Annotated in this window: 14 protein-coding genes; 6 read left to right on the forward strand and 8 right to left on the reverse strand. The window is 71.4% G+C overall.

The window, feature by feature from the left end:
- The 3 genes from EV385_RS13230 to EV385_RS13240 all read left to right on the forward strand — a co-directional run bounded on the left by EV385_RS13230 (nucleotide 1) and on the right by EV385_RS13240 (nucleotide 4,730).
- Nucleotides 1–1,293: an adenylosuccinate synthase gene (locus EV385_RS13230; protein WP_130509743.1), complete on the forward strand. Its 1,293-nt coding sequence runs from the start codon at nucleotides 1–3 to the stop codon at nucleotides 1,291–1,293.
- 2 nt (nucleotides 1,294–1,295) lie between these two features.
- A complete protein-coding gene (locus EV385_RS13235; RefSeq protein ID WP_130509744.1) occupies nucleotides 1,296–2,327 on the forward strand; it encodes a diacylglycerol kinase family protein in 1,032 nt (343 codons plus the stop codon).
- Nucleotides 2,328–2,882: 555 nt separating this feature from the next.
- Nucleotides 2,883–4,730, forward strand: a complete 1,848-nt coding sequence (locus EV385_RS13240; RefSeq protein ID WP_242624859.1) for a chromosome partitioning protein — start codon at nucleotides 2,883–2,885, stop codon at nucleotides 4,728–4,730.
- A 20-nt stretch (nucleotides 4,731–4,750) separates the two neighbouring features.
- On the opposite strand, the gene EV385_RS13245 is transcribed toward EV385_RS13240, so the two are convergent.
- Nucleotides 4,751–5,173, reverse strand: a complete 423-nt coding sequence (locus EV385_RS13245) for a DUF3151 domain-containing protein (RefSeq protein WP_130509746.1) — start codon at nucleotides 5,171–5,173, stop codon at nucleotides 4,751–4,753.
- 57 nt (nucleotides 5,174–5,230) lie between these two features.
- On the opposite strand from EV385_RS13245, the gene EV385_RS13250 reads away from it, so the two are divergent.
- Nucleotides 5,231–6,442: an LOG family protein gene (locus tag EV385_RS13250; RefSeq protein WP_423203045.1), complete on the forward strand. Its 1,212-nt coding sequence runs from the start codon at nucleotides 5,231–5,233 to the stop codon at nucleotides 6,440–6,442.
- Here the strand turns inward: EV385_RS13250 and EV385_RS13255 are convergent.
- Nucleotides 6,439–6,987: a hypothetical protein gene (locus EV385_RS13255; RefSeq protein ID WP_242624860.1), complete on the reverse strand. Its 549-nt coding sequence runs from the start codon at nucleotides 6,985–6,987 to the stop codon at nucleotides 6,439–6,441. The two genes, EV385_RS13250 and EV385_RS13255, sit on opposite strands and share 4 nt — an antisense overlap.
- 104 nt (nucleotides 6,988–7,091) lie before the next feature.
- Nucleotides 7,092–8,117: a class II fructose-bisphosphate aldolase gene (gene fbaA / locus EV385_RS13260; RefSeq protein WP_130509747.1), complete on the reverse strand. Its 1,026-nt coding sequence runs from the start codon at nucleotides 8,115–8,117 to the stop codon at nucleotides 7,092–7,094.
- Between the two features lie 217 nt (nucleotides 8,118–8,334).
- Between fbaA and EV385_RS13265 the strand changes: the two genes are divergently transcribed.
- Both EV385_RS13265 and EV385_RS13270 read left to right on the forward strand, forming a co-directional pair.
- Nucleotides 8,335–8,517 carry a hypothetical protein gene (locus EV385_RS13265; protein WP_130509748.1) on the forward strand — a complete coding sequence of 61 codons (183 nt, stop codon included), beginning with the start codon at nucleotides 8,335–8,337 and terminating at the stop codon, nucleotides 8,515–8,517.
- Between the two features lie 196 nt (nucleotides 8,518–8,713).
- Complete coding sequence (locus tag EV385_RS13270; protein ID WP_130513284.1) at nucleotides 8,714–9,490, forward strand: DedA family protein; 777 nt, start codon at nucleotides 8,714–8,716, stop codon at nucleotides 9,488–9,490.
- A gap of 16 nt (nucleotides 9,491–9,506) precedes the next feature.
- On the opposite strand, the gene EV385_RS13275 is transcribed toward EV385_RS13270, so the two are convergent.
- The 5 genes from EV385_RS13275 to EV385_RS33885 all read right to left on the reverse strand — a co-directional run bounded on the left by EV385_RS13275 (nucleotide 9,507) and on the right by EV385_RS33885 (nucleotide 13,499).
- Nucleotides 9,507–10,178 carry a class II aldolase/adducin family protein gene (locus EV385_RS13275; RefSeq protein WP_130509749.1) on the reverse strand — a complete coding sequence of 224 codons (672 nt, stop codon included), beginning with the start codon at nucleotides 10,176–10,178 and terminating at the stop codon, nucleotides 9,507–9,509.
- 98 nt (nucleotides 10,179–10,276) lie between these two features.
- Nucleotides 10,277–10,654, reverse strand: coding sequence for an ArsR/SmtB family transcription factor (locus tag EV385_RS13280; RefSeq protein ID WP_014440216.1), 378 nt, complete (start codon nucleotides 10,652–10,654; stop codon nucleotides 10,277–10,279).
- A gap of 57 nt (nucleotides 10,655–10,711) precedes the next feature.
- Nucleotides 10,712–11,107 carry an ADP-ribosylation factor GTPase-activating family protein gene (locus EV385_RS13285; RefSeq protein ID WP_130509750.1) on the reverse strand — a complete coding sequence of 132 codons (396 nt, stop codon included), beginning with the start codon at nucleotides 11,105–11,107 and terminating at the stop codon, nucleotides 10,712–10,714.
- Nucleotides 11,108–11,480: 373 nt separating this feature from the next.
- Nucleotides 11,481–12,242 carry a hypothetical protein gene (locus EV385_RS13290; protein ID WP_130509751.1) on the reverse strand — a complete coding sequence of 254 codons (762 nt, stop codon included), beginning with the start codon at nucleotides 12,240–12,242 and terminating at the stop codon, nucleotides 11,481–11,483.
- Nucleotides 12,243–12,320: 78 nt separating this feature from the next.
- Entirely contained in the window at nucleotides 12,321–13,499 is a 1,179-nt protein-coding gene (locus tag EV385_RS33885) for a hypothetical protein (RefSeq protein WP_165449467.1), read from the reverse strand.
- Between the last annotated feature and the right edge of the window lie 67 nt (nucleotides 13,500–13,566).

Raw genomic sequence — 13,566 nt, forward strand, 5'->3', positions numbered from 1 at the left:
GTGCCAGTGATCGTGTTGGTCGGCGCCCAGTGGGGCGACGAGGGCAAGGGCAAGGCGACCGACCTGCTGGGCGACCGCCTCGACTACGTCGTCAAGTTCAACGGCGGCAACAACGCGGGCCACACCGTGGTCATCGACGGCGAGAAGTACGCCCTGCACCTGCTGCCGAGCGGCATCCTCAGCCCCGGGGTCACGCCGGTGATCGGCAACGGCGTGGTGGTCGACCTCACCGTGCTGTTCCAGGAGATCGACGCCCTGCAGGCCCGCGGCATCGACACGTCCCGGCTCCGGATCAGCGCGAACGCCCACGTCATCGCGTCGTACAACCGGACGCTCGACAAGGTCACCGAGCGGTTCCTGGGCGCCCGGCGGATCGGCACGACCGGGCGCGGCATCGGCCCGACGTACGCGGACAAGATGAACCGGCTCGGCGTCCGCATCCAGGACCTGTTCGACGAGTCGATCCTGCGGCAGAAGGTCGAGGCCGCGCTCGGCTTCAAGAACCAGGTCCTCAGCAAGATCTACAACCGCAGCGCGATCAAGCCGGACGAGGTCATCGCGGAGCTGCTGTCCTACGTCGACCGGCTGCGCCCCATGGTCGCGGACACCGCGCTGGAGCTGAGCCAGGCCATCGACGCGGGCAAGGTGGTGCTCTGCGAGGCGGGCCAGGCCACCCTGCTCGATGTGGACCACGGCACGTACCCGTTCGTGACCAGCTCGAACGCGACCGCCGGTGGCGCCTGCACCGGCTCCGGCATCCCGCCCACGAAGATCGACCGGGTGGTCGCCGTGCTCAAGGCGTTCACCAGCCGGGTCGGCGAGGGGCCGTTCCCCACCGAGCTGCACGACAAGTTCGGCGACCACCTGCGCGAGGTCGGTCACGAGTACGGCACCACCACCGGCCGCCCGCGCCGCATCGGCTGGCTGGACCTGGTGATGGCCCGGTACGCCCAGCGGATCAACGGCGTCACCGACTTCGTCCTGACCAAACTGGACAATTACGATCAACTGGACGAGATCCCGGTGTGTGTCGCGTACGAGGTGAACGGCGTGCGGCACGACGAGATGCCGGTCAGCCAGTCGGACTTCCACCACGCCGTGCCGATCTACGAGACGCTGCCCGGCTGGAGGCAGGACATCTCCGGCTGCCGCACCTTCGAGGACCTGCCCAAGGACGCGCAACGCTTCGTCGAGTACGTCGAGCAGCGCATCGGCGCGCGCATCTCCGTGGTGGGCGTCGGCCCCGGCCGCGAGGCGGCCATCGAGCGGCACTCCATGCTGGGCGAGGACTGACCGTGTACGACGTCGTGGTACTCAGCCTCGCCGAGGGGGGCGGCGGCTGCGGCTCCTCCTGCGGCTGCGCCGCGGACACCAGCGCCCCGGCGGACGGCGGCTGCGCCGGGGGTGGTTGTGACTCGTCGGGCGGCGGCTGTGGCGACCACGCGGTGTGCGGGCCGCGTCAGGGACGGGCGCGCACTCCCGTGCTGGCCTGTGCGGACGCGCTGCGCGAAGCGGGCGCCCGGGTGGAGATGGTCACGGCCTCCTCCGACGCGGAGATCGACGCGGTGATCGCCCGCTTCGACGCGGAGCCGCGTACCGATGGCCTGTCCTGGCCGGACGCCGACAGCAAGCTGCGCCTCGTGGTCGCGACCGCGGCGGACGGCCAGCTACGCGCGGTGCTGCGCCGCCTGGTCCGGCGCTACGCCCCGCCGCCCAGCCGCCGGCCCGCCGACCTGGCCGACGGCCGTACCCTGCCGGACCTGCCGCCCGTGGCGATCCTGCCGCTCGATCCCGGCGGCACCAGCGACCTGGCCGCCCAGCTCGGCCTGCCCCGCGAGCCGGCCGCGGTGGCCGCGGCGGTGCTCGGCGGCACGGTGCGCCGCCTCGACCTGCTCCGCAACGACGGCGGCTCGGTCACCCTGGACGGCGCGCTGATCGGCGGGGCGGACCACTCCGGCCGCGCGGTACCGTGGCGCGGCCGGGTCGAGGTCGACGACGCGGTGCTCACCGACGGTGACGATCCGGTGCTCGCGTGTGCCATCGGCAACGGCTCCGGGTACGCCGAATTCGACGGCCTGCCGCTGCTCACCGGTGTCGATCCCACGGACGGGCGGGTCGAGGTCGCGGTGGCGGTCCCGGTAACGGTCAAGCGACGCCTGCGGAGCACCCGGGTACGCGTGGAGGTGCGCCGCGCCCGAGGTCGTGCCGTCAGTATCCTTCCGCGCGACGGCGAGCTGCCGTTTCTTGACGATGGGGTGAACGGGTCGATGAGCCGCAAGCGCTCCTGGTGGACCGAACCCGGAGTCTGGGCGGTGTACGCCAGCTGACTGGCTGTGCAACTCTGAGTACGAACTGAGGTACGAGAATCACCGGAGGTAGCACCCGTGGAGGACGAAAACGCTGACCGCGTCTACGTCCCGGGCTCGAACGCCACGCCCCCAGCCCGGGACGTGGAACCGTTCTGGCCGCCGGAGGAGTTGAGCGCCCCCGTGCACGGCGGAAAACCCGTCCCGCACGCCGCGCCGCCCGCTGTTCCGCTGTCCGGCAGCCACCCCCCGGCCGAACCGGGCGTCTACCGGCCGGCGGACCGCGCAGTCGTACCTCCGCCGCCTCCGCCGTCGCGCCCCGACCCGCCCCGGACGGTGGCACCTTCGTTCCCCGCCGCGCAACCGGCCGGCCAGGCCTGGCCCGGCGCCGTGTCGGGAAGCGCGTCCGTGCCGGTGTCCGGACCAGGCGCCGCCGCGCCCGTGTCGGGGCAGGCCGACCCCACCGCATCCGCACCGACCTCGGGGGCGGCACCCTTCTCGGCACCTGTCCCGGCCACCGGTGCGGCGCCCGTCTCCGGGGCCGCGCCCGCGTCTCGCGACCGACTCAATGGATCGATGCCCGCCGCCGCCCCGGTATCGGGCGGCTCATCCGATGCCGGTGGACCGATCGGCGGCCCGGCAACCGATGCCCGGACGGTCCAGGCGGCGTCGCCGTGGGCTCAGCCGCCGCACCGCCACCCAGCTCCTAGGCATTCCGATGACCCAGCCCCCGGGGACACCGACCCACGAACAGCGCAATCCGGGCGCGCGCAATCGCGTCATGCGCAACCAGTGACCGGACAGCCCGAAACCGGGCAAACGGGACCGGCACAACCCGGACCGGCGCAGCAAGGACCGGCGCAGCAAGAATCTGTGCAGCGGGGAACCGCGGCGCAGGAACGTGCGGGCGGGGCATATCTCGGCGGCGACCGGGCGACGCACTATCCGACCGTGAGCCCGCGGCGTGGCCCGGCTCCCACGGCGGAGCAGGTGGCCGGCCCGGTCTACCGGCCGGGTCCGGTTCCTCCCGCACCGCAGCCCCAGCCCGCCCGGCCCACCACCGCCGATCCGTCAGCGCAGGCTGGGTCCGCCGCCCACCCGGCCCGGCCGGTCCAGTCCGGGCCGCAGGGATCCACCGCTCAAACGCGGCCGGGACCTTCGCAGGCCGCATCGGAAGCCGGTCAGACCCCCTCGGGGCCCGGCGCGCAACCGGCTCAGCAGGGAGGATCCGGAGTCGGCCGACAGGTCCCGCACCCGCACGGGCAGCACGGATATGGGGTGCCCGGGACGCAGGCCCCGGGTCCCCAGCACTGGCCGGCCGATCAGCAGCCGGGTGACCCCCGCGCCCGGGCACCCCATCAGCCGCCGCCCGGCCCGTACCCCCCGGCCGTGGACCCGCGGGCCGTGCCGCCGCATCCGCAGGTGCACCAGCCGCAGGCCGGCGAGCAGCCGACCATGGACCCCTTCCAGCAGTTGCCGTGGGTCTCCGACGGGACCCCGACGGCCGAGGAGTTCGCCCGGCGCCGACTGGCCAAGCCGCCCGAGCCGACCGCCACGATGGGCGCCCGCGCGATCGTCACCAAGGGCACCATGGGGCTGCTCCGGCTGGCCCCGGGCAAGCGCGAGCTGGAATACAAGCAGGACGTCGAGAAGGTACGGCGCAACTTCGGTGGTCTGCGGCAGGTGACCGTGGTCAACCCGAAGGGCGGTGCGGGCAAGACGGTCGCGGTGCTGCTGCTGGCCATGACGTTCGGTCAGAAGCGCGGCGGATACGTGCTGGCCTGGGACAACAACGAGACCCAGGGCACGCTCGGCATGCGGGCGCAGCAGGACTTCCACGCCCGTACGGTCCGCGACATGATGCGTGACCTGCACCTGTTCCGGGGCTCGCACGGGCGGGTCGGCGACCTGTCGCAGTACGTCCGGGCCCAGGGCGAGGGCATGTTCGACGTGCTGGCCTCGGACGAGTCCGCGACCGCGGGTGAGATGCTGACCGCCAGCGCGTTCGCCGAGATCCGGGAGATCGTCAGCCGGTTCTACAAGTTGATCTTCGTGGACACCGGGAACAACGTGCGGGCGCAGAACTGGCAGGCGGCGATGGACGCCACCGACCAGCTCGTCATCACGATGTCCGCGCGTAACGACTCGGCCGAGACGGCGGCGCGCATGCTCGACCACCTGGAGCAGAGCGGCCGCCAGCGGCTGGTACGGCAGGCGGTCAGCGTGGTGTCGATGCCGCCGACCCGCAAGGACATCGACCTGCCGGCGATCCAGCGGCACTTCGCGGCGCGCACCCGGGCCGTGCTGCTGGCACCGTACGAGCGGCTGATCGACTCGGGTGAGCCGCTGCGCTACGGGCAGTTGTCCGCCAACACCCGGGACGCCTGGCTCAAGATCGCCGCAGCGGTGGCCGAGGGCCTGTAGGCGGGCCGCGGCCGCTCGCGTCAGCTCAGGGCGTCGGCGGCGGCCGGGTCGCTGTCGCGCAGGAACTGGGCGCACCTCGCCGCCTCGTCGGACTCGCCGATCGTGGCCGCGGCCTGGGACAGCACGTACAGGCAGCGCAGGAAGCCCCGGTTCGGCTCGTGCGACCACGGGACCGGGCCGTGCCCCTTCCAGCCGTTGCGACGCAGCGCGTCCAGGCCACGGTGGTACCCGGTGCGGGCGTACGCGTACGCGGGCACGGTGCGCCCGGCGGCGAGCGCGCTCTCGGCCAGCGCGGCCCAGCCGCCGCTGTACGCCGGGAACCGGGCGGCGACCCCCTCGTACGCGTCGTCCGTGCCGGCCTGTCGGGCCTCGGCGAGGGCCTTGTCCGCCTCGTCGTCGGCGGGCAGGCGGGTGGCGGGCGGCTCGGGAAGCAGGTTCTGCATGAACCCATTCAACCCGCCCGCCCCGGACCGACGCCGCCGGGGGCTAACCTCCTAGGAGTGCCCGGTGATCCACTTCAACCCGTGTTCGGCGACGAGACTCCGTTCGACGCCACCGCGTACGAGATCGAGTCGCGCGCCGAGTTCGACGGGCACCTGGCCCGGGGCTCACTCGCCCGCCTGATCGTGCTGGGCCTGCGGCTGGATCAGGACCCGCCCGACCTGAGCGGGGTGGACGTCCACGGCACCCTCTTCGTGGGCTGCCGGCTGCTCTCCGCCGAGGTGGAGATCGACCTGATCCGCCGCGGCGCCCACCTGATCCCGCCGTTCGACGCCCGGCCGTACCCGACGCACCCGGCGCAGCTCTACACCCCGGAGGACCTGTCGTTCGGCTTCGACCGGCACGGCTTCGCGGGCATGTACGACACGGTCGTCTACGACCACTTCGGCGAGCACGGCGGTGCGACCCCGGACATCCGCGAGGCGCTGGCGCAGCGGCTGCACGACGCGGGCATCGACAACGCCCTCGGCAAGGCCCTGAACGCCTGGGTGCGGGCGCACGGGCCCGACGGGACGGTGGGGATCAGCGGCGCGGTCGGGATCATGGGCGGTCACGCGGAGCCACGCGGGTCGGCCGCGTACCGGATGGCCGCGACGCTGGCGTGGCGGCTGGCCAACGCGGGCCGCCTGGTGATCACCGGTGGCGGGCCGGGGGTGATGGAGGCGGCCAACCTCGGCGCCTACTTCGCCAGCCGCTCCGAGGCGGAGCTGGCGGCGGCGATCGACCTGCTGGCGGTGGCTCCGGACTTCCGGGATCACGATCCGTACACGGCGGCGGCGTTGCGGGTGCGTGCGGAGTACCCGCCCCCGGCGGCGGGGGACGCTGTCGCGCGACTGACCCACGGCGGTCTCGCGCTGCCCACCTGGCTGTACGGCCACGAGCCGGCGAACCTCTTCGCGGGCCAGATCGGCAAGTACTTCTCCAACGCGGTACGCGAGGACTCGATCCTGCGGCTGTCCCGCGGCGGCATCGTGTTCGCGCCCGGCTGGGCGGGCACGGTGCAGGAGGTGTTCCAGGCCGCGACGAAGACCTTCTACCGCACGGACGGCCCCAGCGGAGCGTTCGTGTTCCTCGGTTCGGCGCACTGGTCCGGGCTGCCGGTCGAGCAGTTGCTGCGCCCGCTGCTGGCCCGCTCCCCGCACGGCGATCAGTCCGAGCTGGTCGTGGTCACCGATTCCCTCGACGAGGCGATGACAGCCCTGACCGGCTAGGCCACCCGGACCCGCCGCCAGCTGTGTACGGGCAGGTCGACGTCGGGTACGTCGGTCAGCCCGTTCTCGTCCATCGCGTTGTAGACGGCCAGCCGGGCCCGGTCGAAGCGGAACTCCACCGCGTGCAGCACCCGGGGCAGCCATTCGGCGACCGTGATCCGCTCGATGATGTTGACCTCGCGCAGCACCTGCCCGCGGGCCCGGCGCAGTGCACCGTGCGGGTCGGCGCGCCAGTCGAGCTGGATCCCGGTGCCGAACCAGTCGATCGGCGCGGTCATGTCGACCTGATTCCAGGTGATCGCGCACTCGTCGAACTTGCGGTGGGTGATCTCCACGTTGGCGCCGCCGAGACCGTTCGGGCCGGCGAAGCCGAGGATCACGGGGCCGTCGGCGAACCAGCCACGGGCGGAGATGTCCCACATCAGCCAGCCCGCCAGCAGTTCCCGGCCGATGATCCGGGTGAAGCGCTGACGGTGGACGGCGGCGAGGGCCTCGGCGTCGTGGTGCCACTCGGGTTCATAGCCCTCGATGCCGAGCACGATCACCTACCACCGGTCGATAACCGGACGATCGTACCCAGGTCGCGGTGGCGGGTCGCAACACCGGAACGGCCGGTCCCGCGTACGGGGACCGGCCGCGACCGGGTCGGTTACTTGGCGAACGTGGTGCCGGCGGAGCGCAGGTGCTCGGCGGCCTCGACGACGCGCTTGGCCAGGCCGTTCTCGGCGAGCTTGCCCCAGGCGCGCGGGTCGTAGGTCTTCTTGTTGCCGACCTCGCCGTCGATCTTCAGGACGCCGTCGTAGTTCTTGAACATGTGGTCGGCCACCGGCCGGGTGAAGGCGTACTGGGTGTCGGTGTCGATGTTCATCTTGATCACGCCGTAGTCGAGGGCGGCGCGGATCTCCGAGAGCAGCGAGCCGGAGCCGCCGTGGAAGACCAGGTCGAACGGCTTCTCCTTGCCGACCTTGGCGCCGACCGCCTCCTGGATCTCCTTGAGGATCTCCGGGCGCAGCTTGACGTTGCCCGGCTTGTACACGCCGTGCACGTTGCCGAAGGTCAGGGCGGCCATGTAGCGGCCCTTCTCGCCCGTGCCGAGCGCGGCGACGGTGGCCATGGCGTCCTCGACGGTGGTGTACAGCTTCTCGTCGATCGCGCCGACGACGCCGTCCTCCTCGCCGCCCACGACGCCGATCTCGACCTCGAGGATGATCTTCGCAGCGGCGGCCTGGGCCAGCAGCTCCTCGGCGATCCGGAGGTTCTCATCCAGCGGCACGGCCGAGCCGTCCCACATGTGCGACTGGAACAGCGGGGCCTTGCCCGCCGCGACCCGCTCCTTGCTGATCGCCAGCAGCGGGCGTACGTACCCGTCGAGCTTGTCCTTCGGGCAGTGGTCGGTGTGCAGCGCGATGTTGACCGGGTAGTGCTTGGCGACCTCGGTGGCGAACTCGGCGAGCGCGACCGCGCCGGTGACCATGTTCTTCACGGTCGGGCCGGAGACGTATTCGGCACCACCCGTGGAGATCTGGATGATGCCGTCGCTGCCCGCCTCCGCGAAGCCCTGCAGGGCCGCGTTCAGCGTCTGCGAGGACGTCACATTGATCGCGGGGTACGCGAACGCGCCGGCCTTGGCGCGGTCGAGCATCTCGGCGTAGACCTCAGGGGAAGCGATGGGCATCGGTGATCTCCTTGATCTTGCGTACGGATTCGTGCGTACGACCGGGGTGCCAGAGGGCAGGACCGCGCTGTCCTCCAGCAGGCAGTATTCCGCAGCCCCCGGGGCCGGGGGAAATCGCCCCGATTCCCGGTGCCCATCCGGCGGGATCGGGCTCCGCACGGCGCCACAGCGGTCGTACCGTGGAAGACGCAGTCCGCCCCACCGGAGGGAGCCGACGATGACCCAGCCGCACCGCCTCGATGTGGAGGCCCCGGAAGCCGACGCCGCCGAACAGGCCGCGGTCGCGGATCCCCGGTGGGACGACGCCGCCGAGCCACGCGCCCCCGAGGACCTGGAGGCGCCCGACTGGGACGCGCAGGAGCAGGCCCAGGAGGTCCCGTTCGACGACGACTACCGCTGAGTCAGCGCGGCCGTAGTCCGGAATCTCCGCGGCCCAGGCGGGCAAGCCGTCGGCCGACGGCACTGAGATAGCCGTCACATTCCGCGGACGGACGCCGCGTGCCACCCAGACGGAGCACAGCGGGCACTCAGCCTGTCCCGGTACCCTGCACTGCGTGACCTTCCGTGCCCTGTCCGAGCAGCTCGCCCTCAACCCGATGGACCCGAAGGAGCTGTTGCAAACCTTCGGCCTGGTAGGCGTGTGGGCGATCCTCTTCGCGGAGACCGGCCTGCTCGTCGGCTTCTTCTTCCCCGGCGACTCGCTGCTGTTCCTGGCCGGGATCGCGGCGTCACCCGTCGCCGAATCGATCTTCGGCTCGGGTACGAAGCTCTCCCTGGCCGGGCTGCTGATCGGCGGGCCGATCTGCGCGATCGTCGGCGCCCAGTTCGGCCACTGGCTCGGGGCCCGATACGGCCGCAAGATGTTCGACCGGCCCAACTCCAAGATCTTCAAGAAAGAGTACGTGGAGAAGGCCGAGTACTACTTCGAGAAGTTCGGTCCGGCGAAGGCGGTGGTCCTGGCCCGGTTCATCCCGATCGTCCGGACGTTCCTGAACCCGGTCGCGGGCACCCTCGGCATGCCCGCCCGCAAGTTCCTGGTCTGGAACATCGTCGGCGCCATCGTCTGGGTCGACGGCATCCTGCTGGTGGGCTATCTGCTGGCGGACCAGATCCACCGGGCGATCGGCGACAAGATCGACCGTTACATCCTGCCCGTGGTCGCGCTGATCATCGCGATCTCGGTCCTGCCGATCTTCATCGAGATTCTCCGCGAGCGCCGGGCCAAGCGGCGCGGCCCCGCCCCCGAGGAGCCGGACGCCGCGGCCGCGATCGGGGTCGTGGCCGCGGCGAGCATCGCCGGACTGGCCGAGTCGATCCGCGGCGACGACGAGGACGAACAGCGCCCGCACCACCGCGGCGACCACCGGGCCTGACGCCCGGGTCGACCCGTCAGACGGTCACCGGGGCCGAACCGGCGAGGCGGTCGAGGAACTCCTCCGGGCACTCGCGGAGGCTGTCCAGACGCCCCGCCGCCAGCGCCCGGTAGGTCAGCGCGGCGGCCTCCTCCAGGTTGCGGGCCCGCTTGTGGGCCAGCTCCACGCTGTCGGCCAGCACCACGCAGCCGTGCTGGCTGAGGACGAGGCAGTCGGTGCCGTCGGCCGCCATGGCCGCGGTCAGCGCCGCGAGCTCGCCGCCGCCGGGCAGGCGGAACGGCACCGTGACGACCCGGCGCAGGTAGAACGCGTGGTCGGTGGTGACCAGGCGGACGTGCTCCCCCAACGCGTCGAGCAGCAGGACGGTCTGGGGGTGCAGGTGGACGATGGCGTTCACGTCGGGCCGGGCCCGGTACAGCGCCAGATGCAGGGGCAGTTCGCTGGTGGGCGCGACGCCGGACGGCACGGCCCCGATCACCGTCGGCGAGCCGTCGGAGATCCGTACGGCTGCGAAGGTCACCCGGCTGAGCCGGTCGAGCCAGGCACCGGCTCCGGTGACCCAGCAGGCGTCGTCGTCGTTCACGCGGGCGGACAGATTTCCGCCCGATCCGCAGACCAGGCCGGCCTGGACGACGTCGTAGCCCACATGGGCCAGTTGGTCGCGCAGGTCACCAGGTACGTAGTTCACCGGAAGCTCCTCGGGTCCTCGGGGGTGGACTTGTTGGAGGTCTCGCGATCCAGCCTGGCGTCACGCTGGTCGGGGTGACGCCAGGCGTCGGCTTCCGGTCAGCGCGCCTTCTTCGTGGCCCGCTTGCGGGGCGGGGTCAGCAGGTCGGCGATGGTCGCGATGGCCGTCGGCACCAGGCGGTAGTACGCCCACACACCGCGCTTCTCACGCTCCAGCAGACCCGCCTCGGTCAGGATCCGCAAGTGGTGGCTGACGGTCGGCTGCGACAGGCCCAGTGGGGCGGTCAGGTCACAGACGCACGCCTCGCCGTCCGTTGCGGACTGAATGAGGCTGAGTAGACGCAGCCGTGCGGGGTCGGCGAGTGCTTTGAGCACTCCCGCCAGACGCTCGGCGTCGGCACGTTCAATTGGCTCGCCGGCAAGCGGCGAGATCTGAGGCATTGTCATTTCCGCCAACGCAGTTCCCACGATCTCCATCCTTCCACCAACTGCATCGATTCTCCTGCATGTGGGCAGGAACGAACCGGCTAACTTTCAGGCCGTAAGGCCGAGATCGGTCGTCGGGTCAGCCGATCGGGACGCCGAGCCGGCGACCCGGGCGGTCGCTTCAGTTCTCCGATCGACCATTACCTCGACACCGACTTCGGTCCCTGCCTCCTGCAACGCCTCAGCAGCCGTCTGGTCGCTGTCCATCGCTGTCGGGCTCTCGATCCACACCGGGGGAGTGAGACGCCCCACATTGTCGATGTGTCGATCCGCGCCCCTATGGATCGACACACTCTGCATTCGTACAACCGCGCTGTGAGGCGTGGTCGCACTGTCCGGATCGCCACCGTCACACAACGCTGCACGACCCGATGAAAGCACGCGACGACTCTGCGCGACGGTCGTTTCAGTGATGAATTTACGCAGGTCGTGGTGCGCTTCCATGACATCGAGGGTACTGGCTGGAAGGGAACGGAACGTACCGCCCTGCCCGGGCCGAAAGGGAACTATAGACCCTCAGCATTGCCATCCCGGATCTGTAAGTGTTGTTTACTGTAGGCCCACCGAAAGGGCTCCAGCAACCATAGAGGCAGCTCAAAGCGGGTTCTCGTACCAGCGCCGGGTTATCCGGACGCTCTCAGCATCCTCAGATCGAATCCTCAGTACTTACACAACATTGACAAACATCTGTCCGTCCAGCGGGCGGAACGACCCCGAGTAGGCACGCGGGAGACATCCGGACAGTCGACGCAACGGCATCCTTCGGCGTCAAACGATACCCGTTCGGGTGACCCACAAACGTCGATGCCTCGGCCACTCAAGCCGACGGACGCGACCAGAATTCGTCGTCCTGCCCCGGCGTGGGCGTTATGGATGCAACCGGCGGGTAACCAGTGCCATAGGCTCCCGCACCGGTCCCATAGGGCGCGCCATGGCCAATGAGCACACCGTGACCGTACGGCGAGCCCGGCGCGGCAGTGCCCGCGGTGGCGCCACCGGTAGCCTCCGGGCCCCGGCCGAAGAACGACGCGGGCGCGGCCAGCAGCAGGCCCGCCACGATCAGGTAGCCCACCATCTGGGCGACCGCCGCGGTCACGTTGAGGCCGATCCACCCGTCCGGGTAGGCGCCGCTGAGCGCGGCACCGAGCGACCCCGGGTCACCCTCGCCGCTGCGCTGTACGAGCACCATGATCAGGGAACCGAACCCGGCCAGCAGCCCCAGACCGGACACCACCCAGGTGCCGATGCGGGCCGCGTTGCTGCCCCGGCGCAACCCGAGCGCCAGCACCACGCACAGCGCGAAGAGGATCACCGCGACGACCGCGCCGACCGCGGCCCCGATCCACACCACGGACGCGAAGCCGTCGACCTCCGCGCTGGCGGCCCCCTGGGCGGCGTCGCGGAACCGGGTCACGACGCCCGGGGCGATCGCGATCGTGGTGATCGCGTACGCGAGGCCGGCCAGAGCCATCAGGCCGAGCAGGACCGCCGCGAGCGTCACCGACACCGGCCGGCGACGCGACGCAGGGGCCGCCGGCACCGTGGGCACGGCGACGGGCGGCGGGACTTGGTACGACATGTGACGGCTCCCCGGGTGATGCGTTGCGGCCCCGAACCTACCCGGGGTCGGGCCTCGCCGCCGCCCTTCCTCCGGTGCTCAGGGCTGGGCCGTGGGATCGGCGGGCGGTCCCGGCCGATCCTTGCGCTCCGCCCCGGGCGAGCCGTCGCCGGTCGATTTACCGGTGGGCGAGTTGTCGGTGGGCGAGCCGTCGCCGGTCGAAGCCTCCCCCGCAGCGCCGGGCGCAGCCGCGCCCGGTGCCGGACCGGGCGACGGCGGCTGGTCCGACCCGGGCGAGAGCGGCTGGTCCGACCCGGGCGAGAGCGGCTGTTCCGGCCCGGATGCCAGCGGTGGATTTGGCAGCGGCGGTACCACACCACCGGGCGGGGTCGCCTCCGGAGCCGGCCCTGCCGGCTGGCCGAGCCCGGGATAGGGCGCCTGGCCGGGATATCCCATCCCACCCGAAGTGGGCTCCGGACCGGGATACGTCGGCTGGCCCGGCATCGGCTGGCCGGGCACCGGCTGGCCCGGATACGGCTGGCCCGGCATCGGCTGGCCCGGCATCGGCTGGCCCGGCATCGGCTGGCCCGGATAGGGCGGCTGCGCGGGATTCGTCGGCTGGCCGGGATACGGCGGCTGGCCGGGATACGGCGGCTGCGCCATGGGATACCCCGGGTAGGCGGGATACGGCAGCGACGGATCCCACGCGGGCTGCGCCGCCCGGAAGTACGCGTTCGACGCGGGCAGGGCCAGCAGAATCAACGCGGCCAGCAGGGTGAGCAGCCCCAGCGCCGAGAGGATGGTGGTGACCGGCATGTACCAGGAAGGCAGTTCCTCGCTGAGCCGGCGCTCCAGCTCGCGCGAACTGGGCCCCGCGCTACCACCGGTGTCGACGTTCAGGGAGCTGGAGACCGCCGTGCCCGCCAGGCCGACCCCGCTGCAGCACAGCGCGACGCCGCCCAGCACCCAGGTCGTGATCCGGGCCCCGTTCCGTCCACGGCCGTTGAAGATGGCCAGGATGGCGAGCGCCGCAGCGAACAGCACGTTGACCACGAGTCCGATGACGCTGGCAACCACGGCCACGGTCTCGGTGCCCTCTGCCGCGGTGCCCTGGTACGCCTCGCGGTAGACCTTGGTGATCGTTCCGACGCCGCTGAGCGTGATCACGGCGCCGATCAGGGACAGCGCAGCGGTCGCGTACAGCAGATAGGACGAGATGGTGACGAGCCCCGGTCGCGTCCTCGGCGCCGGTGCTTGTGGATACATGGGAACGGCCACGAAGATCCCTCCTTGATCCACTGACGGTACCGTTCGGACGCTACGCCCGCGACCGCCGGTTCGCGCA

Source organism: Krasilnikovia cinnamomea (assembly GCF_004217545.1).
Taxonomy (GTDB): domain Bacteria; phylum Actinomycetota; class Actinomycetes; order Mycobacteriales; family Micromonosporaceae; genus Actinoplanes; species Actinoplanes cinnamomeus.

Excerpts from the sequence above, each read along its gene's own strand:
- EV385_RS13240 (WP_242624859.1), top strand. The coding sequence starts at position 2,883 with ATGCCCGCCGCCGCCCCGGTATCGGGCGGCTCATCCGATGCCGGTGGA.
- EV385_RS13245 (WP_130509746.1), bottom strand. The coding sequence starts at position 5,173 with ATGCAGAACCTGCTTCCCGAGCCGCCCGCCACCCGCCTGCCCGCCGAC.
- fbaA (WP_130509747.1), bottom strand. The coding sequence starts at position 8,117 with ATGCCCATCGCTTCCCCTGAGGTCTACGCCGAGATGCTCGACCGCGCC.
- EV385_RS13265 (WP_130509748.1), top strand. The coding sequence starts at position 8,335 with ATGACCCAGCCGCACCGCCTCGATGTGGAGGCCCCGGAAGCCGACGCC.
- EV385_RS13270 (WP_130513284.1), top strand. The coding sequence starts at position 8,714 with ATGGACCCGAAGGAGCTGTTGCAAACCTTCGGCCTGGTAGGCGTGTGG.
- EV385_RS13280 (WP_014440216.1), bottom strand. The coding sequence starts at position 10,654 with ATGGAGATCGTGGGAACTGCGTTGGCGGAAATGACAATGCCTCAGATC.
- EV385_RS13285 (WP_130509750.1), bottom strand. The coding sequence starts at position 11,107 with ATGGAAGCGCACCACGACCTGCGTAAATTCATCACTGAAACGACCGTC.
- EV385_RS13290 (WP_130509751.1), bottom strand. The coding sequence starts at position 12,242 with ATGTCGTACCAAGTCCCGCCGCCCGTCGCCGTGCCCACGGTGCCGGCG.